The sequence below is a fragment of the Streptomyces sp. MMG1533 genome, assembly GCF_001279775.1.
Lineage (GTDB): Bacteria > Actinomycetota > Actinomycetes > Streptomycetales > Streptomycetaceae > Streptomyces.
Genome location: NZ_LGDG01000267.1, coordinates 13841 through 38907, shown reverse-complemented (window position 1 = coordinate 38907; position 25067 = coordinate 13841). Strand labels below are relative to the sequence as shown.

General features: G+C 70.9%; 18 protein-coding genes. 6 read left to right on the top strand and 12 right to left on the bottom strand.

All coding sequences use genetic code 11. The features are described 5' to 3' along the window. Both ADK57_RS40795 and ADK57_RS40790 read right to left on the bottom strand, forming a co-directional pair. Positions 1-413: IPT/TIG domain-containing protein (locus tag ADK57_RS40795; RefSeq protein WP_199830791.1), on the bottom strand; the 413-nt coding region annotated here is incomplete at its 3' end. A gap of 272 nt (positions 414-685) precedes the next feature. Further along, positions 686-1432, bottom strand: coding sequence for an IPT/TIG domain-containing protein (locus ADK57_RS40790; protein ID WP_053754789.1), 747 nt, complete (start codon positions 1430-1432; stop codon positions 686-688). Positions 1433-2934: 1502 nt separating this feature from the next. On the opposite strand from ADK57_RS40790, the gene ADK57_RS40785 reads away from it, so the two are divergent. The 3 genes from ADK57_RS40785 to ADK57_RS40775 all read left to right on the top strand — a co-directional run bounded on the left by ADK57_RS40785 (position 2935) and on the right by ADK57_RS40775 (position 8061). After that, positions 2935-5790: a hypothetical protein gene (locus ADK57_RS40785; protein ID WP_053754788.1), complete on the top strand. Its 2856-nt coding sequence runs from the start codon at positions 2935-2937 to the stop codon at positions 5788-5790. 210 nt (positions 5791-6000) lie between these two features. Next, on the top strand, positions 6001-6930 hold the full coding sequence (locus tag ADK57_RS40780; protein ID WP_324612267.1) for a DUF6424 family protein: 930 nt from the start codon (positions 6001-6003) through the stop codon (positions 6928-6930). A 9-nt stretch (positions 6931-6939) separates the two neighbouring features. Next, complete coding sequence (locus ADK57_RS40775; RefSeq protein ID WP_053754786.1) at positions 6940-8061, top strand: DUF2235 domain-containing protein; 1122 nt, start codon at positions 6940-6942, stop codon at positions 8059-8061. A gap of 31 nt (positions 8062-8092) precedes the next feature. Here the strand turns inward: ADK57_RS40775 and ADK57_RS40770 are convergent, their stop codons facing one another. The 3 genes from ADK57_RS40770 to ADK57_RS40760 all read right to left on the bottom strand — a co-directional run bounded on the left by ADK57_RS40770 (position 8093) and on the right by ADK57_RS40760 (position 10513). Further along, on the bottom strand, positions 8093-8755 hold the full coding sequence (locus ADK57_RS40770) for a hypothetical protein (protein WP_159050233.1): 663 nt from the start codon (positions 8753-8755) through the stop codon (positions 8093-8095). 70 nt (positions 8756-8825) lie between these two features. Next, positions 8826-9698, bottom strand: a complete 873-nt coding sequence (locus tag ADK57_RS40765; RefSeq protein WP_053754784.1) for an LLM class flavin-dependent oxidoreductase — start codon at positions 9696-9698, stop codon at positions 8826-8828. Positions 9699-9823: 125 nt separating this feature from the next. Next, a complete protein-coding gene (locus tag ADK57_RS40760; protein ID WP_053754783.1) occupies positions 9824-10513 on the bottom strand; it encodes an ANTAR domain-containing protein in 690 nt (229 codons plus the stop codon). A 189-nt stretch (positions 10514-10702) separates the two neighbouring features. On the opposite strand from ADK57_RS40760, the gene ADK57_RS40755 reads away from it, so the two are divergent. Both ADK57_RS40755 and ADK57_RS40750 read left to right on the top strand, forming a co-directional pair. Then, the gene (locus tag ADK57_RS40755; protein ID WP_053754782.1) at positions 10703-11056 is read left to right on the top strand and encodes an STAS domain-containing protein; all 354 of its coding nucleotides are present in this window, start codon (positions 10703-10705) and stop codon (positions 11054-11056) included. Then, on the top strand, positions 11053-11997 hold the full coding sequence (locus ADK57_RS40750; RefSeq protein ID WP_053754781.1) for an anti-sigma factor RsbA family regulatory protein: 945 nt from the start codon (positions 11053-11055) through the stop codon (positions 11995-11997). Before ADK57_RS40755 ends, ADK57_RS40750 begins: the two co-directional genes overlap by 4 nt. 11 nt (positions 11998-12008) lie before the next feature. Here ADK57_RS40750 and ADK57_RS40745 read toward each other — a convergent pair whose 3' ends face one another. The 4 genes from ADK57_RS40745 to ADK57_RS40730 form a co-directional block, all read right to left on the bottom strand. Then, on the bottom strand, positions 12009-13160 hold the full coding sequence (locus ADK57_RS40745; RefSeq protein WP_053754780.1) for a hypothetical protein: 1152 nt from the start codon (positions 13158-13160) through the stop codon (positions 12009-12011). After that, positions 13157-15772 (bottom strand): ATP-binding protein, encoded by a 2616-nt coding sequence (locus ADK57_RS40740; RefSeq protein WP_053754779.1) that lies wholly within the window; start codon positions 15770-15772, stop codon positions 13157-13159. Before ADK57_RS40740 ends, ADK57_RS40745 begins: the two co-directional genes overlap by 4 nt. A 181-nt stretch (positions 15773-15953) precedes the next feature. Beyond that, entirely contained in the window at positions 15954-16367 is a 414-nt protein-coding gene (locus tag ADK57_RS48455; RefSeq protein ID WP_420711964.1) for a transposase, read from the bottom strand. Positions 16368-16407: 40 nt separating this feature from the next. Further along, on the bottom strand, positions 16408-17565 hold the full coding sequence (locus tag ADK57_RS40730; protein ID WP_053754778.1) for an FAD-dependent monooxygenase: 1158 nt from the start codon (positions 17563-17565) through the stop codon (positions 16408-16410). 72 nt (positions 17566-17637) lie between these two features. Here ADK57_RS40730 and ADK57_RS40725 point away from each other — a divergent pair, with 72 nt between their 5' ends. Further along, positions 17638-18228 carry a TetR/AcrR family transcriptional regulator gene (locus tag ADK57_RS40725; protein ID WP_053754777.1) on the top strand — a complete coding sequence of 197 codons (591 nt, stop codon included), beginning with the start codon at positions 17638-17640 and terminating at the stop codon, positions 18226-18228. A gap of 186 nt (positions 18229-18414) precedes the next feature. Here the strand turns inward: ADK57_RS40725 and ADK57_RS40720 are convergent, their stop codons facing one another. The 3 genes from ADK57_RS40720 to ADK57_RS40710 form a co-directional block, all read right to left on the bottom strand. Beyond that, positions 18415-19452, bottom strand: a complete 1038-nt coding sequence (locus tag ADK57_RS40720; protein WP_053754776.1) for a rod shape-determining protein — start codon at positions 19450-19452, stop codon at positions 18415-18417. 167 nt (positions 19453-19619) lie between these two features. After that, positions 19620-24020: an SAV_2336 N-terminal domain-related protein gene (locus ADK57_RS50725; RefSeq protein WP_199830790.1), complete on the bottom strand. Its 4401-nt coding sequence runs from the start codon at positions 24018-24020 to the stop codon at positions 19620-19622. Beyond that, entirely contained in the window at positions 24010-25032 is a 1023-nt protein-coding gene (locus ADK57_RS40710; protein ID WP_053754775.1) for an AAA family ATPase, read from the bottom strand. The genes ADK57_RS50725 and ADK57_RS40710 overlap by 11 nt, the downstream gene beginning before the upstream one ends. Positions 25033-25067: the final 35 nt, after the last annotated feature.

Below are 25067 nucleotides of genomic sequence, written 5' to 3'. Positions count from 1 at the left end.
ATCTGCGTGGCGGAGTTGACGGTGAATGATGTGGCGGCCACGCCGTCGAAGCCCACTGCCGTCGCGCCGGAGAGATTCGTGCCGGTCAGTGTGACCGTGATGCCTCCCGAGAGGGGCCCCTGGGTGGGGCTCAGGCCCGAGAGGGAGGGAGCCGGTGTGGTCACGTAGGTGAAGGTCGCCAGCTGTGTACTGGTGCCCTGGCTGGTGGTGACGGTGACGTTCACCGTCCCGGTGCCGGACGGGCTGATCGCCGTGATCTGCGTGTTGCTGTTGACGGTGAACGACGTTGCGGCTTTGCTGCCGAACCGGACGGCTGTCGTGCCGACGAAGCTGGTACCGGTCACGGTCACGGTGGTACCGCCGGCGGCCGATCCCTGGTTGGGACTGACCGAAGAGACCACAGGGGCAGCCATGGCTGTACTCCTTCAAACAAGGCGGGACAAGTGCAGGTGCCCTGGTGACAGGACGGCGGAGCGGGTAGCGGCCTTGGTGGACGGCCCGGGGGGGCCGGCAGGAATTCGATCCACTCACGTGAACGGCAGGGCTCAGGCCGCGTGCGGAGGGCTTACGCATGGTGGCTGGCGTTATGCCCTTTGAACGAGGGTTGGGGCCCGTCCGGGCGGAGGGGGGACTGCCGCCCGGACGGGGGTTCATTGCCTTCGCTGCGCGAAGGCAGGCGGAGGGGTCAGATGCCGGGGCCGGTGACGTAGGTGAACGCGCCGACCGCGGTGTCGGACCCAGCGGGGTTGGTCACGACCACGTCGGCCGCCCCGGCGGCGCCGGGCGGGGTGACCGCCGACAGCGTGGTCGCGTTGATCACCGAGAACGGTGCCGGCGTGCCGCCGAAGGTGACCGAGTCGGTGCTGTCGAGGTTGGTGCCGGTGATGGTCACCGCCGTGCCGCCCGAGGTCGGACCGGAGGTGGGGCTGACCGTCCCGATCGTCGGGTCGTCGACGTAGGTGTAGGTCAGGCCGTTGTTGGTGCCGCCCGCAGTGGTCACGCTGACCGCGACCGGCCCGGCCGCCGCCCCCGCCGGAACCGTGACGCTGAGCGAGCTGTCGGAGTTCACCGTCGGAGTGGCGGTCACCCCGCCGAAGGACACGCTGGTGGCCGTGGACAGGCCGGTGCCGTTGATGGTGATGGTGTTGCCGCCGGCCAGCGCTCCGGAGGTCGTTCCCAGGGACGACTTGAACGGGGCGCCGACGTAGAAGAACGACACCGGGTTACTGGTCCCGCCGGGGGTGGTCACGGTCACTCCGACTGCGCCGGTTCCCGAGGGGGACACGGCGGTGACCTGGGTCGGCGACACGCTGGTGATGCTCGTGGCCGGCTTGCTGCCGAAGGTCACCGCGCTGGTGTTGGACAGGTTCGTACCCGTGATGGTCACCAGCGTCCCGCCGCCGGTGGAACCCTGATTCGGAGAGATGGGCATGATGTACTCCTCGCTGATTGATGGGGACATGCGAGGAACCGGCAAGGGGGGGGACCTGACCACCGGCTGCCGCGTCATGGGGGCGAGCCACAGGCAAGGGATAGGCCTGCTCTCTTCCCGACCCCTTCAGGCGCCGTCAGTACGGCCGGGCCCAGGATGAACGAAGAGATGTCCGCCCCGGCACGCCGGCAGGAGGCGCAGCAGTTTGTGCCTTCTCTCCTGGGCAAGGAGAAAACCGGCAAGGGCTGCCTGTCTCAACGTTCCCCCGGCACGGGATGGGCAGCCCGCCGGTTCACACTCTCAGTGACCCACAGACCCAATCGAGTGACAAGAGGCCGTCAACTCATATCACCCGAACGGAGTAGCCCCAGCAACTCCGCACCGGGGCGGCGCCACTTGGGCGCGACCCCTGTTCACCTGGCACAACAAGCCGATTCCGGGGGCTGTTCGAGGGCTGTCGGAGACTCGGGTTTGCGGGAGCGATTTGATGTCCAACGATCCTGGCGGCAAACGGTGACGGGTTGTATTTCGATCCGACAGGGCGTCAGCGCCCTGGATCGCGACGCTGGTTGAACTGGCTGCTCCGTCACCAGTTCGGGAGGCGAACGCTTACGGCATGCGAGGGTTGTTCGGTCCGCTGGTGTGCGGGACTGCGGATGGAAACCCACGTTACGCAGTTCCTCAGGGGCCTTTCGAGTGCTTCAACTCTGCGGAATTCCCGGGCCGTTGCGGGAACTCCGAAGTAACCGCATGAGGAACACTCTGGGACTACTCTCCCACCCTTACTGCACACGGTGAGGCGTGCCGAGAAAATTGCGGGGATGCCTCAATTCATCCTGGTTGCCCGGCAGTTGCCCGACCATCGGAGCCGAACGACACCTCCGCCGCCTCTCCACGGTCATAGCCTGGGAAGATGCGTCAGCCGGTGCCGCGAACGGCACCGGCTGAACGGATCCATTTTCTCGCCGAGAGTGCCCATCGCGGTATGCCGGTACGTCACCCGGGATTTCCCGGGAAATCCGCGGGCAGTCCGCCTGCCGCATCCCCCGGCGAGAACGGGCAGCCCACCGGTTGGATCCATTCCAGTAATCCATTGCAACGATGACAGCGGCAAGTGCCAATTGGACATCTCACACGAACGGCGCAGCGCACTGTTCGCGCCCCCACCACCCGGGGGGTCCGGACAGGCGGCCCCGCGAGAACGCGCAGCGGCTTGCCGCCGCCGAACAGAGGGCTGCCGAACTCATCTCATCCAGGCCGGCTCGCGCGGCAGGAGCCGCACCCATGCTGTGGCGGAACCACCGGCTTCTCCTCGCGACTCGATGATGCTCATGCCGTCCACCTGCACGGAGCGGGCCATTCACCCTTACGAGCGTGGATTTCGGCAGTGCCCGTGCGCCCGCCTCGTCGTCGCTAGCGTCGCGACTCACCACCGACGAAGGGGTATTGCGATGTCCGGCACCAACGGGAACCCGGCACCGTGCACGGATGGTCACCGTGGCATGTCCACACCGGCCGGTATCGATCTGCAGCAGCAACTCGAAACCCTGGTTCAGGACTTCCGTGCAAGTGATCCGCCCATGCCCGTGGTGGTGCTCCACGCCGAACAGGACAGCGACGACCACAGCGTCGTACAGCTTGTCGACGAGCTGTACGACAGGCAGAAGCGCCACGGCTCACGTTGCGTGCACGCGCTTGACGGCGAGGTGCCCGAAGGCGACGGCCCCACGGCGCGGGCCGTCCGGCTCGTCCGGTATCTCGCCGATCCGAAGCGTTGGGGTGACAGCTCGTCCTGCTATCGGTCCTATTCCTTCCCGCGGCTCAATCTTGTGCGGGCCATCCATGACGCCGCCGACGCCCCGGAGATGCAGGAGCACTGGTCGCCGCCCGACTCCGCCGGTGCGGCGGCCGGACGCCGGAACTCCGCTGCCCGCGCCAGGACGCAGGAGCAGTTGCTGCGGGTGCTTGCCGGGCAGCGCTGGCGCCCCGGCACGCCTGTGGGCCGCCGTACCCGCCTCGCTCTGCCCGGCATGCAGCAGTTCGTCTCCACCGGCCTACTGGGCGCCTTCACCGCCCTCTTGACGCGGCCGGAACCCTACGTCGTCCTCGTGGCGGGCCTCAGCCTGATGGCGCTGCTGCTCGTCCTCCACCAGATGCCGGGCCGGGCCCCGCTCTTTCTGTGGCTGCGGCGGGAAAGCCGGTGGTTCCTGACCACCACGTTCCTCAGGGCGGCGGCTCGCCGGGGACCGTCCGACGCGCACCCGCTCCGCCCCGTGCGTTCCTGGAAGGCCATCGCCTCACGCGCTCACGACGTGGCGGAGGTGCTGCGCGAGGGGGGCGAGTTCCCGCTCCAGCTGTACGTCCTGGCACTCTTCGAAGACCTGCGGGACAACCACCGGCGCTGGAGCTGGGATCTGCGCGGTTTCAAACGGTCCCGGCCACCGATGCTGTTCCTGGGGTCGGTGAACGACGACAACGGTGGTATCGCGCTGGTCAAGGCGTTCAGCGATGTCCGCAGCAGGCGCAGTGAGATCGACCCGCTGCTTGTCGTGGCGTCCGTCGCCGTCGCCGACGTGGTCCGCCTGGAGCACTGTGTCGTCCGCGACGCCCGGCCGGAGTGGGAACCGGCGGAGCGGCTGGGAAGCCGGCTCAGCCGTTGGTACGAGGAGTGGGCCGGGAACCTTCGCTCCGGCCAGTCACCCAGTCATGAGCAGGCGCTGCCCTGGGTGCTGAAGATCCCGCTCCCCGCCGATCAGCTGGAGCCTCTGGAACGCGGTCAGGAACGGCAGTGCGTCAGGTCCGGCGGCCGACTGACGACGGCCCGTGTGCTGTGGTCCGCCCACACCCTGGTGGCGGTGCTGGCGGTCGTTCTCACCACGGGGCTCATCTCCCAGGCCAGGCTGAACGACACCTACTGCGCGACGGGACTGATGAGCGCGAACCATTACCTCAAGCGGATCCAGGGGCAGTGCATCGGTATCGCGACCGACGGCGTCCGCTTCTCGGCGCTCGACGGCTCGGCGACGGCCGCGAAGCACGCCGAAGCCGCCCGCCCCCGCTCACTGGAGTGGTTGGAGAAGAAGATCCATGAGGAGAACGAGGAGGCGCGTGCCCACCCCGGCAAGTACGTCACCGTGGTGTACGCGGGCCCGTTGAGCAACGGGCCGGGCGACAGCATGTCCCGGGTGAAGGGCATCGAGGAACTGGCCGGCATCTACACCGCCCAGGCCACCGTGAACGACAAGCGGTACCAGTTCCTCCAGGTCCTCGTCGCCAACGGCGGCGCAGACATGGAACACCAGCAGCAGATGGCCGAACTGATCGCGGACTACGCTGCGAACGACCCCTCCGTGGTGGGGGTCGTCGGCCTGGGGCGCGATCTGGAGTCCAGCACGAAGGTGACCGAGACCCTGGAGAAGGCCAAGCTGCCTGTCGTCTCCGGTACCAACTCCGCCGGCTATCTGGCCCGGCGCTTCTCGAACTGGTTCAGCCTCGCCGCAACCGACGAGTGGCAGGTCCGTCAGCTGGGGCTGGTGGCCGAGCAACTGCGCGGAGACGGCGGCGCCGCACCTCGGGCACTCGTCCTGGCCCGCAACACCGCGGAGCCCGACCGATACACCAGGGAACAGGCGAGGTACGCGTACAGCACACTGGTGGAGAAGAAGTTCTCGGTACGCCGCGCCTTCTACGAACTCGACCACGGCAAACCGAAGTTGACGACGAGCGCCGACGACATCTGCGCCGCGGGCAAGGCACCCTCGGTGGTCTACTTCGCGGGACGGGTCGACGAACTCGACGACCTGCTGTTCGACTTCCAGGAATCGGGCTGTCTGGAGGAGGAACTGTCCGTCCTCGGCGGTGACGACCTGGCCAAGGCGGACTTCGGCGACGGCTGGGACGGCAACGCCGCCCGGGTGACGCTGTACTACGCCGCCCTCGCCGATCTGGAGAAGGCCGCAGGGAAGACGTCCTTCTACCGCCTCGCGAAGGACCGGCTGGGGCTGCGTGGCACGGTCGGGCCCGAGAACCAGTCCTTCTCCAGTGGGCAGGCCGCTCTCGCCTACGACGCCACCCGGGCCATGTACCGGGCCGCGACCCTCAAGGGCCGGCTGCACGACCGTGCCGGGACCTGGGTGAACCTTCGGGCCGTGAACCTCCCCGACATGGCCACGGGGCGCATCGACTTCACCAAGGCGGGGCTGTACGCCGGGCACGACGGCCATGGCATCGTGCTGCGGAAGGCGACGTTCACGGCGACCGGTGAGTCCACGACGAGGCGGCTGTGCGGTCGTCCGGCCGGGGATTCCACGCCTCTGGACCTTGTCGGTTGCAGCCTCGACCGACCGACGTCCCCGTGACGACCGGCGGCCTCCGGGCACCGACCCTCGACCGCCGCGGTGGCCGTTGGCGGGGGACCCGGCCGGAGGCGGCCGGCGCGTGTTCGGACGAGTCCGTCCCGGGCCGGCGCCAGGGCCGGGACCAGGGCCAGGACCAGGACCGACGGGCAGGACGCTGCCACGAGCCGGAGGAATCTCGATAAGTCGACGTCGTCGGGTCGGCGCCGCACGATGGAGGTAGCGGCGCTCGGGCGCGGCGTGGCGTGCGAGGCCGCCGACCAGAGGAGGTCGGCCATGGCTGACGCCGGTTCCGTGTCTGTTCCGGGGGCTGCAGGGCGGGGGGCGGGTGCTGTCCTCGATGTGGATCACACCCATGGGGAGACCCGTCCCTGGGAGATACGCATCGTCAAGCATCCGGAACGCTCAGAGTCCGCTCACTTCCGCGCCGCCAAGAAGGTGGCCAAGAGGATCCTCCAGGAGCTCGGCACGGACGGGGCCGAGCCGCCGTACGGGCCGGGGCCCTGGGAGATGCACCACGGCGGCAGCCTCTGGGTCATGACGGGGAGCGGCTGGCGGATGTACCGGGCACGGGTCGGCATCGAGTGGAGCATGCAGTTCTGCGCCGACCCCGAGAAGGTCGACCGGCTCCGGCAGGAGGCCGCCGAGCTCGTGGCCGCTTTCCCGTTCACGCTTCCGGCCCTGGACGCCCTCGGCTACAAGCGCGCCCGTGACCTCCTGAGCACCCCCGTCACGGATGCCGACGGCGTCGAGGCCTGGACCGACTCGCTCTTCAACGCGTGCGTGCCGATGAGCAACCCCCACCACTCGGGGGTCCTGCCCAAGGCGGCCGGCGAACACCACTACCCGTGGCCGACCAAGTCCGCGGACTTCTTCAAGTTCGACGACTTCCAGCTGTGGGTCACCCTGCCCGACGGAACCCACGCGGGCGTCGCTCCGGTGGACCGCCGGGGCTCGGGCGACGGCCATGTGCGCATCGTCCACGCCCGGCACGGCACGCCGGCCGGGGACATCCTGGCGGAGGCGCAGCGGCGCCGCATGATGGCGGTCGCCCCGCCGGACAGCCCCGTGGCCCTGGCGGCGTTCGAGCAGCAGATACGTCCCGGTGCGCGCTCCGCGTCCACCCGCCCGTCGGGTAGGTGAGGTGCGATCATGCCGCGCAAGATCGTCATCTGCCTCGACGGATCGGGCAACCAGGTCGGCGCCCGGAACCCGACCAACGTGGTCAAGCTGTACGAGATGCTGAGGACCGACGACCCCTCGAGCCAGCTTCTCTACTACGACGCCGGGGTCGGCACCATGTCGTCGGCCACCGCGCGCGGTCCCCTCGGCCACCGGCTCTCCCGGCTCGGTGGCCTCGCCTTCGGGACGGGACTCAGGACCAACCTCGCCGAGGCCTACACGTACCTGATGCGGCACTGGGAGCCGGGCGACTCCGTGTACGTCTTCGGATTCAGCCGCGGCGCCTACACGGCCCGCGCGCTCGTCGGGATGCTCAACAAGCCGGGGCTCATGCGCCCCGGGGCGGAGAACCTCGTCCCCTACGCCGTGGCGAAGTACGCCTTCAACCAGGACATCGACCGGAGCCAGCAGGAGGTCTCACGCTTCTCGCGCGCCTTCTGCCGGCACACCCACACGGACCCGCTGTGGGAGACGGTCAAGCGCAACGACCCGAAGCAGGTCTCGCGCTACGCCGTGCCGGTCGCCTACCTGGGGCTCTGGGACACCGTGAAGGCGGCCGGCATCCTCCGCCTGGGCAATCTGCAGTGGCCCTACACCCGGTCCCTGCCCAACGCCGCCCGCATCCGGCACGCCGTGTCCCTCGACGAGAGACGCCGCCCCTACCGCGAGTACCTCGTCAAACCCCGGCCGCAGCCGGTCCGGGACACGCTCGAGGAGGTCTGGTTCGCCGGGGTGCACTCCGACGTCGGCGGCACGTTCGACCACGCGAAGGGCGAACCCCTGCTCTCCACCGTCACCCTCAAGTGGATCGTCGACGGCGTCTGCCGCGACCTGGACCTCCGGCCCGACGCGTACGCCGAGGCGACGACGCTGACCAAGAATTTCGCCGAGGCCCCCGTCCACCGGAACGGCCCGGCCTGGTTCCTCGTGGGCAGGCGGTTGCGTGCCGTACCCGAGGACGCGGTGTTCCACGCGAGTGTCCGCCACCGGCAGCAACAGGATCCGGCGTACCGCCGCGGCCTTCCCGATCCGGACGACCCCGGCCGCTGGGCGGACCTCGACTGGACGGAGCCGGTCATCGGGTCGGCGTAGCGGCCCCGAAGGTATGCGCGTGCCGGCGGCTTCAGCCCTTGTGCCAACCCCCCGTCGGCGCCGCCTCGTTCGGGTCGAACGACTGGTGGAGCCCCACCAGCGCGGTGATCAGACGCGGATCCCAGCCGCCGGTGAGGACCCGGTAGTCCTCCGCCATGCCGCGGAAGACGACGTGGGCGCGGCCCGAACCGTCCCGCCAGATCACGCGGCGGGGTGAGCGGAAGCCGCCGTCGCCGTCGTCGGCGAAGATCGAGGTGATGGCCCACGTCAGGCTGAGGGGCAGCCCGAACGGCCACCACAGCACCCACCACACCAGCCGGCCGCGGTATCCCCGCAGGGCCGGACCCGTGACCGGCTCCACGGTCCACCGGGTCCGCCGACCGAACCCGAAGGGGCGTCGGCGCAGGGTGATCCGGCCGATCGGCGTGCCGTACGGGTCCTCGACGCGGTAGACGGCGGGCCGGCCGCCCGGGCGCGCGAGCGTCTGCTCGGTGACGACGCGGGCGAGCGGGGCGTGCTCGCCGTATCCCTCCGGGACGATGTGGAAGGCGCGGCCGGAGCGGTCCCGCGCAGGCCCCTCGGCGTCGGGGTGGAGCCGTACGACGAAATCTCCCCGGCCCTGCTCCGGCGAGCGCACGACCAGCGGCGCAGACGCGGCGTACTGCATCTGGTAGGTCACTTGCCCCTGGCTCACGTGCTCCCTCTCCCGGTACGACACCCGTTCGGCTGGTGATGTTCTCACCCGCGCCTTCTGCGGCGGGCGTTCAGCGTCCCAGGGCCTCCAGCACGGCTTCCAGTTGGCCGAGCGGCTCGGGGCCGACTATGCGGAGTACGACCGTGTCCGCTCCGGCCGTTGCCAGTTCGTGGAGGTGTGCGGCGGCCTCCGCGGGCTTGCCGGAGACGGTGAACACCTCCTGCTGCGGGCGGCCGAGCCAGGCGCCGTGGCCCTCGGTGTGCGGGTGCAGGGTCCGGGCCACCTGGTCGGGATCCTCGCCGACGCAGCAGAAGGACAGCACCGTCAGGGTGTGGTCGGCGGTGGCTCCGCCCTTGGCGGTCAGCGCCCGGGTGTTCTCCAGGTCGCGCGGGCCGTGGCCCTCGGTGATCACGGTGCCGTCCGCCACCCGGCCGGACAGCTCCAGCGAGCGGGGACGGACCACGCCCGCGACCACCGGCGGCGGTTCGGCGGGCGGGTGCACGAGCTGGACGCCGTCGAGTCGCAGCTCCCGGCCCGCCAGTTCGACCCGCTCCCCGCGCAGCAGCGCGCGCACGGCGGTGATCGTCTCCTCCAGCAGGGCCAGTGGTGAACTCGGCGCGACGCCGACCGAGACCATCCACCCCCGCACCCCGTGCCCGATGCCGGCCACCAGCCGGCCCGGGAACACCCGGGCCAGTGTCGCCAGTTCCATGGCCAGCAGCGCCGGGCTGCGCAGCGGAGCGGGGGTGATGCCGATGCCCACCCGGATGCGCTCGGTCGCGCCCAGCGCCACGGCCGCCGCCGACACCCCGCCGTTCCAGCCGAGGTCCTCGACCACCCACAGGTCGTCCACGCCGAGTGCTTCGGCCTGCCGTGCGAATCCGGGCAACCCTTCCGGGGCCCAGTCGCGGTCGTACATCACACCGATCCGAAGGTTCGTCATGCGTCGGAACCTATGCTCCGGCCGAGGAGCGGATCAACGCCGTATCCACGCCGTATCCACGCCGCATCAACGTCGTATCAGCGCCGTGTTCAGGGGAATGCCGCCGCCCCCGTCGCCCGGAGCCGTTACCGCCTGTGTCGTGCCACCGCCGTGCGCAGGGCCGTGCGGACCTCCTCCGGGGGCGGCGGGCCGTCGGCGCCGGTGCTGGCGGTGACCGCCGCGGCGACCGTGCGGAGCTTGGTGTTGGAGAGCTGGGAGGCCTCGCGCAGGATGGTCCAGGCCTCGTCGGAGGTGCAGGCGTGGGTGGCCATGAGGATGCCGCGTGCCTGGTCGATCACCGGGCGGGAGGCGATCGCCTGGCGGAGCTGGTCGACCTCCGCCTGGAGCTGCTGCAGTTGCTCCGCGCGTTCCACGGCCACCGCCGAGGAGGCGAACGGGTGTTGGTGCTCGGGGCCGGATCCGCCGTCCGCGGCCTGCATCGGGTCCGCGGTGTCCAGACCGACCAGTTCCAGGATCCGGCGCGGCTGGCCGTCCCAGTTCGCGGTCATCACCGGTATCCCGTGCCGGTGGCCGTAGTCGCCGAGGGTCTCCAGGAACTCCAGTCCCGCCGTGTCCATGAAGAGCACCCCGGTCATGTCCAGCTCCACCCGGCTGGTGCCGTCCGGCAGTTCGGCCAGCGCCTTCGCCAGGACGTCCGCGGATCCGTGGATGAGCTCGCCGCGCGGAGCGAGCACCGCTCGGCCCGCGTCCACGTGGCTCTCGATCACCAGGGCCTTCAGCCGCCCCGCAAGAGGTGTGTGTGCCGCTGAGGTCATGTCCCCGCCTTGTAGGTCCCTCACAGTCTTCATGACGTTGCGTGCCCCCGTCCGCCGGGCCGATACGGTGGGGCCAGGCGGTGCTGATTGAGCGCCTGCCCGCCGTTCGGCGTACTACACACCGTCATCGGGAATGCCGGATGCGGTCCGGGGTATGCGCGATCAAGTCCGGAAGAGTGGGGAGACGGTGTGGGTATCCGGTACCTGGCACCCTCCGGGACCGCGGGCGTGGTTCCGGAGCTGACGGTGTCCCCCCTGCCCGAGCGCAGCGGCCTGCGAGTGACGGGGGAGGTCGGCCTCGCCACGCACGAGGCGTGGGAGCGTGTGTTGGAACAGGCCGTGCGCGAGGACGAGGACATCTACTACCTGGAGCTGTCGTCCGTGACTTTCGTCGATGTCGCCGGAGCCGGTGCGCTCGTCGCCGCCGCCCAGCGGCTGGGTGACGGCCGTCGGATCGTGCTGGACAGGCCGCCGGGCGCCCTTCAACGCGTGCTGGAGATGTTCTGGCCCGGCCTTTCGGCGATCGAGGTGTCGATGTCATGAGTGCCGCGGCCGAGACCTTCGAGCCCTTCGTCCACCCCGCCCTCTTCTACGGCGACGAACAGGAGTACCTCGCGGGCACGGTGCCCTTCGTACGCGCCGGCCTCGCCGCCGGTGAACCCGTGGCGGTCGCCGTGCCCGGCGAGAACCTCGAGCTGATCCGGGACGGACTGGGCGCCGACGCCGACGCGGTACGGCTCCTGGACATGCGGGAGGCCGGACGCAACCCCGGCCGGATCATCCCCGGCGTACTGCGCGCCTTCGCCGACGCCCAGCCGCCCGGCCGGCGGGTGCGGATCATCGGCGAGCCGATCTGGGCGGGCCGGTCGGAGACCGAGTACCCCGCCTGCGTCCAGCACGAGGCGCTGATCAACGCGGCCTTCCAGGGCCGCATGGTGAGCATCCTGTGTCCCTACGACGTCCGGCGCCTCGCACCGCAGGTCATCGCCGACGCGTACGCCACCCACCCGACCGTCATCCAGGCAGGCGCGGGGCGGTGGGAGCGGGACAGCGGGGAGTACGACCCCGACGTCGTCGTCGCCCGCTACAACGAGCCGTTGGCGCCCGTCGCCGACGTGCCGTCCTTCTCCTTCGACACGGACTCGCTCCCGCAGGCCCGGTACGTCGCCACCGACCTGGCCGCGCGGCTCGGTCTGGCCGGCATCCGCTTGCAGGACCTGGCACTCGTCACCGCCGAGCTGACCACCAACAGCGTGGTGCACGGCGGCGGTTTCGGCACACTGCGGGTGTGGGCCGAGGACGAGTACGTGATCTGCGAGGTCCACGACAAGGGCCGTATCACCGACCCCCTGGCCGGCCGCCGACCCGCGCCCCGCGATCAGCGGGGCGGGCGTGGCCTGCTCATGGTCAACCTCGTCGCCGATCTGGTGCGGATGCACACGGGGGCGGAGGGGACGCGAGTGCGGTGCTGGTTCGCGCGCTGAGGTGAGGCGGCCTACCGGCGGAAGACCGCAGCGATGTCCCGGCCCCGCCGCCTGAGTTCGGCCACCTCGTCCTGACGCCAGGAGCAGTCGAAGCGGGCGTCGGTCTCCTGGGCGTTCTTCAGGGCGGTGTCGCAGGCCCGCTCGAAGGCGGCCAGGCGGGGGAGCACCTCGTCGGGGAGGCGGGCGTCATCGGGGCGCGGGAGGGATTGCGGTCTGCGGTAGTGCAGGTCTTCCACGGGGAGCATGCCGGCGGCATGGCGTACGCCTGCCAGTTCCAGGCAGGTGAGCAAGTGGTACCACTCGTGCTGATCCCAGCACGCGGAGGTCGGATCGTGCGTCTCGTGCGTCAGTCGCAGACGGGCCAGGTGAGCGGGACGTGCCGGATCACCCTCGTCCACGTCGAGGAGGAGTGCGCGGACCGCCCACATCGTCGCCTCGACGGGGAGAAGCGGCTGCTGCGGGGTGACCAGCGCGTCGACTCGTCTCCATGCCGACCGTGCCCTCCCGGCGTCGTGGTCGAAGAGCGCCAGGTCGGCCTCACCCCTGGCTATGCACCAGCGCGTACCGAGCGAATCCTCCAGAGCTCTGAGCTGCGCAATCCAGCGCTGCGCCTCGTCCCGACGGGCGAGCTGCAGACACATTCGACCTGCCAGGGTCGCTGTCTGCCATTGCCAACACCGAGGGCCCGGATCGTTCCGTTGTGCCCAGGCTCGCTCCAGAGCTTCGAGTGCAGCGGCCCACTTTCCCCTGCGAATCAGCACACGGGCCCTCTTGTAGGTGGTGTTGCTCCCTTCATGGCCCCAGGCGTCCATGGCCCGAGCCGACAGATGGTCGACCAGCTCATCGACATCGTCGACGCTCACTCTCAGGTACAGCACGTGGTTGAGGAACAGGTCCTGTAGCCAGTACCGGTCCTTTTCGTCACCCGTGAACCTTGGTTGGTGTACGGCCTCCAGCAGCAGCTTGAGACCCCGGTCGGGTTCCGAGGTGTACGACCAACTGTCCGCGGCAAGCCGCAGTGCGGTGAAGGCCTCCTGCCGCCATCCGCGGTCCGTGGCCAGTTGGTGCGCACGCACGTAGAACAGCGATGCGGTCCAGGCGTCGCCCCTGAAGAACGCCTCTTCCCCCTGATCGACCAGAGCGTCGTAGTCACTCTTGATCACGCCGATACCACCCGCCGGACCTCCTCAATGATGAATCCGGCCAGCCCTTGGAGCTTTTGTCCCAGGAGCCGCCCCACCTCGTCGACCTCCGCCGTCAGCCAGTCCTGCGCGGTGGGGTAGCGGGCGGCCAGCTCGTCGAGGGTCTTCGGCGGCAGGTTCACCGCGTCGAGCAACTTGGCCAGACGCTGCCGGGAGATGTAGACGGCGTGGTTGCCGTCCTTGAGGAGTTCACGGATGACTTTCGACTTCACCATCTCGGCGCGGAGGTGTTCCCCCAGAGACGCGCTGTCGAGATCGTACGAGATGTAGAGCAGACCTCGCAGGTCGGCGGGCAGCACCGCCCCGTTCACGGGTTCGTTCTCGCGCAGGAGGACGACCGGGCGGTCGCGGCGGTCGGTGAAGGCGGCGCCCAGTTCGAACATCACGTTGGGATTGCTGTCGGTGATCTCCGCGATGAAACCGTCCGCGTTGTGCATGAGGATCTGGAGGTTGTCGAGGAGACGGTGGTCCTCCTGCTGGTCGCTCGCGACCACCAGTTGGTACCCCCACCGCTGCTCCACGACCTCCCGGCACGCCTCGATCAGGGGCCGGTAGCGGTCCGCGAACGGTGTGATCATGAAGAAGGTGCGGTGGTCGGGGCGGGTGCCCGAGCCGGAGCGGTTGCGGCCCTGGGCAGCCCGCAGCCGATCATCCAGCGCCTTGCACTGGGCCTCCAGCTCCAGAGCTTCGAGGCTGCGCCCCATCAGCTGCTGCAACTGGTCGTGGAAGGCGCTCGCCGCCTGCGCGGAGATCAGTTGCCCGTTGGCGAGCACCGCGCTGTGGTACAGCGCCAGCATGAGCTGCTGGACCTCGTTGCTCGCGCCGTCCCGGTGCGCGGCCAGCCGCTGGACCAGAGGATTGCGGGCGTTGATGGTGAGCCACTGCCCCGTGCCGTGGGTCATGCGTTTGACCGCCTCGGCCATCTCCCGGATGCCGGGCGCCGCGTTCGGGTCGAGCAGCACCTCCTCCGCCTTGCTCTGCGCCTCGGTGCGGGCGTCGGTCCGCAGGACCACCGCGATCTCCGGCGGCTCGAACTCACGGGCCTCGGTACGGATGCTCTGGTTGTGGGTCGTGCGCAGGACCGCGCTCATCCGGTCCGCGAGCTTCTGGACGGCCGCGCCGTCCTCCCCGGTGGCCTGCTGGAAGATGGCGTCGCCGGACGGGGCGTCCTCCCGGTCGATGTGGACCAGGCGGAGGGAGGCGCCCGGCAACTTCGTGTAGGCGTCCAGGAGTTCGGGCTCGAAGACGTAACTGGCGTCCACCACGGTGGTCTCGGCCGCGTTGGCGATCTTGAAGTACTGTCGGGCGGCGTCCATCCCGGTGACGCACTGCAGCGTCTTCGGATGGCCCGGCGTGCCGGGGAGGCGCTCCAGGATCTCCGGGAGGGTGCGCAGCGCGACGCCGCTGCCGAGGTCGTCGAGGGGGTCGATGACGGTGTCGTTGTCGGGCTCGTCGGGGAGCCGGTTGGTGCGCCACAGCAGCAGGTCCGCGAACTTCGCGAAGAACTCGTCGTAGTAGTAGCTGGCCGCGGCGAAGTTCATCCGGTGGTAGCGGGCGATGCCCGCGAACCGCTCACGCCGGGTGTCGCGGAGGCGCTCCAGGTGCTCGATGACCAGATTGCCGAGGGCGTCGCGCAGGGCCGCCCACCCGTCGTCGCGCAGGAAGTTGTCCCGGGCCGCGGTCGGCGTGAGATCCGGGGTGTTGATCACCCCGTTGATGAAGCGGGCCCACTGCGGCAGGATGTCCTGCTGGTTCTCGCACAGGAACATGCGCCGCTGGAACAGCCGGATCGTGCGCGGCTGGTCCACGGTGTGGAAGCGGTCGCGGGTGATGTAGAGGACCCCCTCCGCCTGGACGGGACCGCGCAGTTGGACGGGGATGACTTCGAGCACCCGGTCGTTGAGGGTCCGTTCCACGTAGTAGCGCAGGTCGTAGCTGAGTTCCTCCGGGGTGAGGCCGACCCTCTCCCACGGCATGTGCATGGTGTTCTCGGGCTCTTTCGAGCCGTTGAGATGGATCGGGACGGTGAGCATGTCCGCGTAGTGGCGGATCAGCTTGCGGACCTCCGCCTCCTGGATCATCCCGCGGTCCTCGGAGCCGGCCAGCGTGACCGTCACCGTGGTTCCCGCCGAGGCGACCTCGCATTCCGTCAGGTGGTACTCCTTGCTGCCCGCGTTCTCCCAGAGCCAGCCGGTCTTCTCACCCGGCTTGCGGGTCGTCACGCGTACGGTGGAGGCCACCACGAAGGCGGACAGGAAGCCGATGCCGAACTGGCCGATGAGGGTGTCGTCCTGCTTGCGTTCCTCCTTCGTCAGACTCTTGCCGATGTTCGCCAGATAGGCGATCAGGTCCGCGCGGTTCATGCCGATCCCGGTGTCCCGGACCGTGATCTCCAGGTCCTGGGGCCGGGTCTCCACATCGATCCGGCCGACCGCCCCGTCCAGGCGGGCCCGCCTGCGGATGCCGTCGTGCGCGTTCTGGATGAGTTCGCGAATGAACACCTTCTTCTCGCTGTAGAGGTTGTTCGCGATCATCTGGATGAGACCTTCGAAGTCGAAGGACATCTCAGGCATGGGCGGCCCTCCCCGTTTCCCCCGAGCCACCGCCGGCACGGTCTGCCTCTGTCGGAGGCCCGGGCGCGGACGGTAGTGATGCCAGTCACACTTTGTGTGTACAAGGAGGGTAGCGCCGAGGGCCTGTCCCACACGGTGGGTGGCTCCAAATCCCCGCATAATCACCTCCCTTGACTGATCGTCATGACCAGCGGGTGTTCGTCCTCGAGCAGCGAACGGACCTCCGGGAACGCCTCCTCGTGCAGTCGTGCCCGGCACCGCCAGCCGACGTGATCCCCCCTTCGAGGGCCCGGATGTGCGACCCGTCCACGGCACGGTCGTCCAGGTCCGGCAGGTCGGCACCTTGAAACTCGGCCGGCAGGGCCGCGTGCAGACGCGGCCAGACGCCGGCCTCGGTCCAGTCCCGCAGCCGGCGCCACGCCGTCACCCCGGAGCAGCCCACGGTCTCCGTCGGGACGTCGCGCCAGGCGACACCGGTCCGCAGCACGTACAAGACGCCGGCGAGGGCCATCCGGTCGGGAACACGCAGTCGCCCGGGGTGGCGGAGGAGCCGCTCAGGCGGGGGCGGCAGCAGCGGCGCCACCCGCTCCCACAGGTCGTCCGGAACAAGATCAGCACGCAGGGCGCGAATCGGATCAGTTCAGCTGTGGTGGGACCCAGGTGTGGTGCCGAAGGATCATGCGCGTTGCGGCGCTGGAGGGGGTCAGCCGCATCGCCGTGTTCCGCAGGGCGACGGCCAGTGGGTGGGAGAGCTGCTGGCCCACCCGCCCGGCCTGTCGGGCGGCCCGCGCGACGGCCTGGGTCCGCGGTCGGCGCTCGGCGTCGTAGCGGGCGAGCGCGGCCTCAACGGTGGGTTCGGTGGCGAGCACGGCGGCCAGGGTGACCGCGTCCTCCAGCGCCTGGCAGGCACCCTGTCCGAGGTTGGGGGTCATCGCGTGTGCTGCGTCGCCGAGCAGCACGGTCCGGCCGACCGTGTACGAGGGGAGCGGCAAGCGGAGTTCGTTGACGTCGTGGTGCAGTACGGCGGCGGGCCGGGTCGCGTCGAGCAGGGCGGGGATGGGGTCGTGCCAGGTGTGGAATCGTCTGCGCAGTTCGTCCAGTGGGTCGGCGAACCGCGTCCCGGCGGGGAGGTTGAGGACGGCATGCCACTCGGCCCGCCCGTCGTCCAAGGCGATGTGCCCGAACTCGGCCCCGCGCCCCCAGGTCAGCTCGAAGTCGGTGCGCAGGTCGACCGGCTGCTCGGTAATGGCGCGCAGCACCGTCGAGCCGCTGTAGACCGGGCCGGGGTGGGCTGGGAAGAGATGGCTGCGCACTTTGCTGCCGATGCCGTCGGCCGCCACCACCAGATCGGCGTCCAGGACCGTGTCGCCGCAGCCGACTCGAACCGTCCCGGGGTCGATCTGCTCGACCGAGTCCGCCTCTGGGCCGATCAGCAGTGCCTCGGCGGGCAGGGAGTCGCGAAGCAGCCCGTGCAAGGTGGAGCGGGGGATGCCCATGATCGGCGTGCCGACCGCCTTCTCCAGCGCCGAGCCGTCCATCCGGGCCAGCCAATCACCCTGTGGCGTGCGAGTGCCGCCGCTGTACTGGCCTCGCGAGGCATCCCGGACCGCCTCGCCGACGCCGAGTTCGTCCAGTGCCCGCATGCCGTTGGCGGCCAGTGAGATGCCCGCCCCCGCGTCCTCGAGCATGGACGAGCGCTCGACGACCGTCACTTCCCATCCGATGCGGCGCAGTCCGATCGCGGTGGCCAGCCCGCCGATGCCCCCTCCGACCACCACTGCCGTGTTGCCCATCCCGAAGCCCCCATCCTTCTACATCTGTAGAAGGGAACCCTAGCGGAGGCTCTACAGGTGTAGAAAGGAGCCATGGCTTCGGATCGGCGCACCCTCCTCGCGGACGCGGCTCTCGACGTACTCGCCGACGAAGGGGTCCGCGGCCTGACCCACCGTGCAGTCGACCGCAAAGCGGCCATGCCGCCCGGCACCACGTCGGCCTACTTCCGCACCCGAGCCGCGCTGCTCACCGGACTCGTCACACGCCTGGTCCAACTCGACCAGGCGGAACTGCAAACGATGGCCGAAGAGCTTCCACCCCTGCGCACCGTCGAGGAACTCGTGGACGGCATGGTGCTGCTCGCCCGACATCGACTCACCGGCGAGGGCCGCCGCCGCTCGCTAGCCCGCTACGCCTGCGCCATTGAGAGCGTGCGTGACCCTGAGCTGCGCGAGATCCTCGTACCCCGCGAGAACGCCGGCCGCGATGCTGTCCGGCTGTTGCTCGCCGCGCATGGCGTGACGGACGTTGAGAATCGCACTCACATCCTGCTGACCTGCATCGACGGACTGATCTTCGACCGACTGGTGAGTGGCGGCGAAGTACCGCGCGAGGCACTCGAAGGCCTGGTCGCCGCCGCCCTGCGTCAGGCAGGTGCAGGAGCTGCTCGTCCTCGTCGGTGAAGGGGGGCGCGATCGCGCTTGCCGGCGAGGTACAGGTTTCCGAACACCTCGCCCTGGACGTGGATCGGTACGGCGAGTTCGCCCGGGGCGCCGCTCGCGCCCGTCTTCCGGACCATCGGTGAGGGCGTCCGGACCGGGGTCCGTCGTGAGGGAGGGGGGCGCTCGTACGCGGGTGTCAGGGGGACGTCAGGTGGCCAGCGGGTCCAGAACCAGTGGCTCGATCTTGCCCTCCAGCATGTAGCCGAGGCCCTGGGCGGCACACACGTCCGGCCGTTCGGCGATGTGCACCGGCATGCCCGTCGCGTGCCGCAGCATCTGGTCGAAGCCGGGCAGCAGCGCGCTCCCGCCGACCATCATGATCCCGCGGTCCGCGAGGTCGGCCACCAGGTCGGGCGGACAGTTGCGCAGCACCCTGCCGATGCCGTCGAGTACGGCGGTCAGCGGGGTCTCGATCGCGTCCCGTACGGCGGCGGTGTCGACCTGCACGGAACGGGCGAGGCCGGTGGCCACGTCCCGCCCGTGGATCTCGGTGGAGGCCGGGCCCTGCGAGGTGAGGCCGTTGCCGGACAGGGCGAGCTGCAGCGGCCGTACCGACTGGCTGGGCAGCATCAGCTCGTGCTCGTGACGCAGGTGCTGCACGATCGCGTGGTCCACGGCCTCGCCGCCCACGGGGATCCGCTCGGCGGTCACGATCGACCCGAGGGAGAGCACGGCGACCTGGGTCGCGGCCGCCCCGCACACCATGATCATGGTGGCTTCCGGCCGCTCGACCGGAAGCCCGCACCCCACGGCCGCGGCGATGAGGGTGTCCACCAGCTCCACGCGGCGCGCGCCGAGCCCGACGAGTGTCTCGATCGCCGCGCGCTGGGCCAGCGGGTCGGCGTCGTGCGGGGTGCAGGCGGCGGCCCGCAGCCGCGGCTTGCGGCGCAGGGCGCGGCGGATCTTGTCGCCGAGCAGGTGCCGCAGCATGCGCTGCGCCATCTCGATGTCGACGACCGTGCCGCCCGAGACGGGCCTGACGACGCGGATGTAGTCGGGCGTACGCCCGGTCATCCGCTCCGCGAACTCGCCGACCGCGATCAGCGCGCCGGTACGGGTGTTCACGGCGGCGGCGGACGGCTGGTCGACGACCAGCCCGGCCCCCTTCACGTACACCCGCGTCCTCGCCGCCCCCAGGTCGACGGCGAAGTGGCAGCGGCGCAGCTGCTCCAGACTGGCGGTCATGGCAGGTCCTCCCGAGAGCACAGACCGTGGGCCGCCGGGTGGCGGTCTCTTAGCATCGTGCGGCGGGTGGGGGAGGGGCGCGTGTTGGGGTGGGCCGGGTGGGGTGCCGCTGAATGGGGGTTTGTCCCTTGCGGACCGTCCGAACATGGCGTGAGGGCCGGGTGACGTCAGAGGGAGCGGGCGGCTTGCAGGACCGGAGCGAGGGAGGGAACCGTGATCTCGCAGCCGGCCTCGCGCAGCCGCTGGTCGACGGTCGGGTTGCGGGCCAGACCGATGAAATGGAGGCCGACCTGCTGGGCGGCGGTGAGTTCGGCGACCGTGGAGCCGATCAGCACGCCGGTGGGAGCGGGTGTGGCGGGGGAGCTCAGGGCGCGCAGGAGGCAGTCGGGGTGCGGCATCAGCCGGCCGAGATTGTCGCTGCGGCCGTGGATGCCGGCCAGGGGAAGGCGGTACGGCTCCAGGTAGCGGTGGACGGCCTGTTCGCAGACGTCCGTGACCACCAGGACGCGGCGGCCGGCGGCGTGCAGGGCGCGCACCAGGGCGACGGAGTTGTGCGTCGTGGGCGCGTCCGGGACGGCCCGCAGTTCGATCCCGTCGAGGCGCTGGAGCAGCAGGGGTCCGAGACGGTCGTGCGCGAAGGCCCGCAGTACGTCCAGAGGGTGCACGAAGACCTCCCGCCCGGGGCCGTCGGCTGTGGGCAGGGGGTGCCGCCCGGCCTGCGCGTCTTCCGGGTCGCGGTGCTCGGCGACGACGGAGAGCAGGTCGAGCGCGGCCTCGCGGGCGGTCTGCGCCGAGTACAGGCGGGTGACGGGGCCGTCGAAACCGAGCAGCACGGTCTCGGCCTCGGCCAGTACGTCGGACAGCGGGCGCCGTGCGGGCACCGTCCGTTGCGGTACGGGCAACGGCGACCCCTCCGGCGCCAGTTGCACCGAGTACGACACCGACAGCCCCGGCACCGGCCGCGACGTGCGCAGCCCCGAATTCACCGCCCGCTGGGCCGCGCCCGCCCGGCGCAGGGGATGACGCCGGGTGATCCGGCCGGCCGCGGTGAGCAGGTGGTCGAGCAGGACCTCGGCGATGCGGGGGACCTCGCCGTGCACGAACGCGACCGGGTCCTCGACATGCCAGGACAGTTCGACGGCGGCCTGAAAGGCGCCCTTGCCGGAGCTGGGCAGGGACACCTGGTGGAACGCCTGGTGGGTGGTGAGGTCGACCTCGTAGTACGTCGTCGCCCGGGGCGGCCGCGTGCCGTGCGGCTGGGCCGGGTTGAGGAGGGTGAGGGGGCCGTCGGGCTGGGCGTGGACGATGGCGCTGCGGCCGGGGGCGGGGATGCCGAGGCTGTGGAGGTCGTGGGTGATCAAAGGACCGCGGACCAGGTCGCTGTCGTCGGTGTGGGGTTGCGACGGGGTGAGGGTGCAGTACCAGGCGATGGGCGGGGTGTCCGGTGCGGTGCTGCCGAACAGCGGCTGGAAGCGCTGGGTGCCGAGGGCGGCGGAGCTGGCCGCGAACTCCTCGTACAGCGCGGGCGGGACGACGACCAGGAGGTCGGAGGGGCTGCGGTCCTGGAGGGCGGCCAGTTCGGGAGGCAGGCCGGGCCCGTCCCGGAACGTCACCTGGAGACGCGGCGGGTCGGCCATCCTGGCGAAGGCCTCGGGGAGTCCGCGCAGGACGGCTGCGAGAAGGGGGAGCAGGTAGGCGTCGGGGTCGACGAGGACGACGTAGCCGTTGTCGCGGACGCGCACCTCGTGGTGATGGGGGGCGAGGGTGCCGCGGGACAGGAACTCGTGCACCGCGTACTCGAGGGAGATACGGGCCTCGGGGCGGCTCAGGTCGTCGGCCTCGAAGAGGATCGCGGAGCGCCGGGCGGCGTTGGCGCTGTCCAACTCGGCCAGCTCGCCGGTGAGTTCGTCGCGGAGGGCGCGCAGGCGGGTGCGGGCGATCCGGGCGGCGGGGCCGGGGACGCCGTCGAGGGGATCGCCGTAGAAGAGGTCCAGGGCCTGGCGGAGTCGGGTGCGTCGGAGTTCGGAGGACTCGTCGGTGCCGCGGTTGCCGAGCTTCTCGCACAGGTCCACGTCGATGCGGTAGTCCGCCGCATGCAGTGCGTAGCCGTCGGAGAGGGCGACGAGCGGGCAGGGCTCGACGAGCGGCCACACCTGTGCGGACAGAGCGTCGATGATGCGCGCGGCCTCGCCCGGTGCGGGCGGGTCGTCCCACATGCCCCGGGCCAGTTCGTCGTAGGTCAGGCGTCGGCCGTGCCTGAGGAGCAGCATGCACAGCAGCGCCTGGACATCGAGTGAGGGTGAGGTCAGGGGGGAGGAGCCCGGGTGGTTGATCCGCAGCGCGCCGAGCAGGGTGAACCGGCCCGGCTCGGGGGGTTCGACGTTCGCGAACTCCTCGGCTGCGACGCGGGTGGGTGCGCCCAGGTCGCCGCCCGTGATCCGGTCCAGCAGCCCCCGGTGCTCCGGTGGTGCCTTCGACACCAGAGGGGCGAACTGCCGGAGCATCCAGTCGAATTCGCGGTAGTCCGCGTCAGGATCCCTGCCCAGGGACTCCTCACCGAGAGCGAACCGGCAGATCAGTACGGAGCCGTCCGGCCGCAGCAACAGCCCCAGCACGCCCCGCTGCCCGCGCACCAGGCCGCGTGCGTGCAGGGCCTCCAGCCCCGCCACTCCCTGACGGGTCAGGCGCGTGAACATCGTGAAGGGGACCTGGAGCAGGCCCCCCTCCGTCACCTCCCGCACGGTCACCCCGTCCACGAACTCCACGACCAGATACGGCCTTTCCCCGTCCACCCCGAAGTCCAGCACCCGCACCACGTAGGGACTGTCGACCTCGGCCAGCGCGGCCGCCTCCCGCAGGAACCGTTCCCGATGCCGCTCCGCCTGCTCCGGATACAGGTGCACGACCACCCGCTCCCCGGTCCGCACATCCACGGCCTCCCAGATCCGCTGACCCGGACCACGCTCCCCGACGATCCGGTAGCGCCCCCCGACCAGCCGCTCCGACCCGCTCCCTCCCAGCCGCCGTACCGTCTCCTCACTGACCGTCGCGAACACCGAACCCGCACCGGAGGCCCCGCCCGTCTCCGCCCGGAACTCCCCCGCCGCGAGCCCCGCCCGCTCGTCGATCAGCCCGCCGACCTGTGCCAGGAACTCCCGCGTCCGCCCCCGGGCGGTACGCGGCAGTGACCGCAGAAGCAACTCCCTTACGCCTGGCCGGAACTCATAGGTGCCCGCCGGTCCGGGGACGGCCTTCAGCATGCCGCTGAGGATCACCTCGGCCAGGTGCTGCGGGCGCGGCTCGCGGTCCACGGTGCGCTGGACGAGGCGCATCACCGGCACGGAGGGGACGGCCAGTGCGAGGTGCCCGGCAAGGCGGAACGCCTCCGGGGACGCGGTGGCGCGGAAGCGCAGCACCAGGTCCTCCGGACCCGACTCGCCCATGTCGTGGGCTGGTTCGGCGACGAGTCCCGGAAGTCTCGGCAGCCAGGCCGCCGCCCCGGGCATCCGGCCACCGCCCGGGTCGGCCAGCAGCGCGGCCCAGTTGGCGAGCCAGGGCGCGCCCGGCTCCAGGACGGGGAGGGGGACGGCGGCGGCCGGCGGTGAGGTGTCCAGGTCGTACGGCATGAAGCCGAGCGCCAAGGACGGGGCCGCCGCGGCCGGCGCTGTCAGCAGGCCCGGTTCGGCGGGCAATGCCGTTGTGTGCCACAGGCGTTCGGGGAGCGGCTGGACCACCGCCACCGGCATGCGGGTCGCCCAGTGGCGCAGCGTGCCGTACCAGCGCGTACCCGCCTCGCCCGGACGCCACTGCGGGCCCATGCAGTCGCTGACCACGAGGGTGACCATGCGGCGGTCGTCCAGGGCCGGGACCTGTCGGGCCCGGCCGTCGGGGCCGGCCGGGTGCAGGGTCACCGTGCGGAAGATGCCCGACTGGGCGAGGACCGTGTGCAGTTCGCGGACCAGGGGGCGCCACACCGGCATCGTGGGGCCGGTGTCGTGCACGAGGTTGAGACGCAGCCAGCGGTCGGGGGCGGGACGCAGCACGGGCACCCACACCTCGGGGTGTGCGCCCAGCCGGGCGATCCGGTCGGCCGTCGCCCGCTCGTCCAGGACCCGGGCGCGCGGCGAAGGCACCTTGCGTTTGAGGGGACGCAGGGCCCGCTGCAGCGCGAGGGGGTCGTGCAGCATCGGGGGCGCGGGGGCGAGGAAGCGTGCGCCGCCGCTGTTCGGGCCGGCGGCCTGGGGCGCGGGGGAGGGGAGGAGCAGCGGGACCCGCTCGTCGTGGTGCGGGGTGGGAGCCTGGTCCGACGGTCGTGGCCGTTCGGCCTCGGGTCCGGGCGGTACTACGACAGGGGCGTCCGGCGCCGGGGACGCGGCCGTGGGCTGCGCGCCCGCAGACCTCGGCTCCTCCTCCGTACGCTCCAACTGTGCGGCCAGCCACAGCAGTTCCGCCAGCTCGCGCGGGGTCGGTCCGCCGGTACCCGCCGCGGCGGCCAGGAGCGCGGACAGCCGGGCGACGGGGGAGGCGTCGTCGGCCTCCGGATGCGAACCCGCCCCCTCAGAAGCCATCGCCGTCCGCCGCCGCGCTCAGGTACGGCATCAGCTGCTCGGCCAGCTCGTCGCGGGAGGCGGCGTCGAGGCCGGCGACCCCGGTGAGGTAGATGGCGTTCAGGAGCTGGTCGGTGGCCAGCTCGCCGCTGCCAGCGCGCTCCAGGAAGCGGGTGATCAGGGGCTCGGCCTCGCCGTCCGGGCTGCCGAGGTGGGCGCGGACGATGTCGGTGAGCCGCCCTCGGTCGGGGCGGCGCAGCTTGAGGCGGACGCAGCGGCGCAGGAAGGCGGGCGGGAACTCGCGTTCGCCGTTGCTGGTCAGGACGACGAAGGGGAAGGCGCGGCAGCGTACCCGGCCGCGGGTGAGGGTGACCGAGGTGTCCGTACCGTCGGTGAGGACCTCCGCCGTGCCGTCGGCGGCGGAGTGGCGGGCCGCGCGGACCAGTTCGGGGATCTCGTACTGGCCCTCCTCGAGGACGTTGAGGAGGTCGTTGGGCAGGTCGAGGTCGCTCTTGTCGATCTCGTCGACGAGCAGGGCGCGGGGGTGCTCGTAGGGGAGCAGGGCGGTGCCGAGGGGACCGAGGCGCAGGTGGTCCTCCACACCGCCCCGGCCACCGGGGTCGCTTCCCGGTCCGGGCCGGGCGGCGTACAGCCGGGACAACGGGTCGTACTGGTAGAGGCCGTCGGCGAGGGTGCTGCGGCTGGTGATGTTCCAGCGCAGGACCGGGCCGAGGCGCAGCTCGCGGGCTACGGCGTACGCCAGGGAGGACTTGCCCGTGCCGGGCGGTCCGGTGACCAGCAGCGGGCGGCGCAGACAGAGCGCGGCGTTGACGAGCTGGACGGTCTCCGGCGACGCGACGTACGTCTTCGCGCGGTGCATGCGGTCCGGGGAGACGGCGGCCTCGTCCTCCCCGTCGGCGGGCGGTGGCAGCGCGGGACCGCCGTCGAAGGCCCGCCACGGTGGAGGGGCGGGCAGCTCGTCGATGCCGTCGTGCGGCTCGCTCTTGCCGGTGTAGACGGACCAGTGCGCCATGAGGTGGTCTCCGGGCCCTTTCTTGCTGGATTCCT

What these genes read in the sequence shown, in the direction of transcription:
- ADK57_RS40790 (WP_053754789.1), bottom strand. Translation starts at nt 1,432, where the DNA reads ATGCCCATCTCTCCGAATCAGGGTTCCACCGGCGGCGGGACGCTGGTG.
- ADK57_RS40785 (WP_053754788.1), top strand. Translation starts at nt 2,935, where the DNA reads ATGTCCACACCGGCCGGTATCGATCTGCAGCAGCAACTCGAAACCCTG.
- ADK57_RS40780 (WP_324612267.1), top strand. Translation starts at nt 6,001, where the DNA reads ATGGAGGTAGCGGCGCTCGGGCGCGGCGTGGCGTGCGAGGCCGCCGAC.
- ADK57_RS40775 (WP_053754786.1), top strand. Translation starts at nt 6,940, where the DNA reads ATGCCGCGCAAGATCGTCATCTGCCTCGACGGATCGGGCAACCAGGTC.
- ADK57_RS40765 (WP_053754784.1), bottom strand. Translation starts at nt 9,698, where the DNA reads ATGACGAACCTTCGGATCGGTGTGATGTACGACCGCGACTGGGCCCCG.
- ADK57_RS40760 (WP_053754783.1), bottom strand. Translation starts at nt 10,513, where the DNA reads ATGACCTCAGCGGCACACACACCTCTTGCGGGGCGGCTGAAGGCCCTG.
- ADK57_RS40750 (WP_053754781.1), top strand. Translation starts at nt 11,053, where the DNA reads ATGAGTGCCGCGGCCGAGACCTTCGAGCCCTTCGTCCACCCCGCCCTC.
- ADK57_RS40740 (WP_053754779.1), bottom strand. Translation starts at nt 15,772, where the DNA reads ATGCCTGAGATGTCCTTCGACTTCGAAGGTCTCATCCAGATGATCGCG.
- ADK57_RS40730 (WP_053754778.1), bottom strand. Translation starts at nt 17,565, where the DNA reads ATGGGCAACACGGCAGTGGTGGTCGGAGGGGGCATCGGCGGGCTGGCC.
- ADK57_RS40725 (WP_053754777.1), top strand. Translation starts at nt 17,638, where the DNA reads ATGGCTTCGGATCGGCGCACCCTCCTCGCGGACGCGGCTCTCGACGTA.
- ADK57_RS40720 (WP_053754776.1), bottom strand. Translation starts at nt 19,452, where the DNA reads ATGACCGCCAGTCTGGAGCAGCTGCGCCGCTGCCACTTCGCCGTCGAC.
- ADK57_RS50725 (WP_199830790.1), bottom strand. Translation starts at nt 24,020, where the DNA reads ATGGCTTCTGAGGGGGCGGGTTCGCATCCGGAGGCCGACGACGCCTCC.
- ADK57_RS40710 (WP_053754775.1), bottom strand. Translation starts at nt 25,032, where the DNA reads ATGGCGCACTGGTCCGTCTACACCGGCAAGAGCGAGCCGCACGACGGC.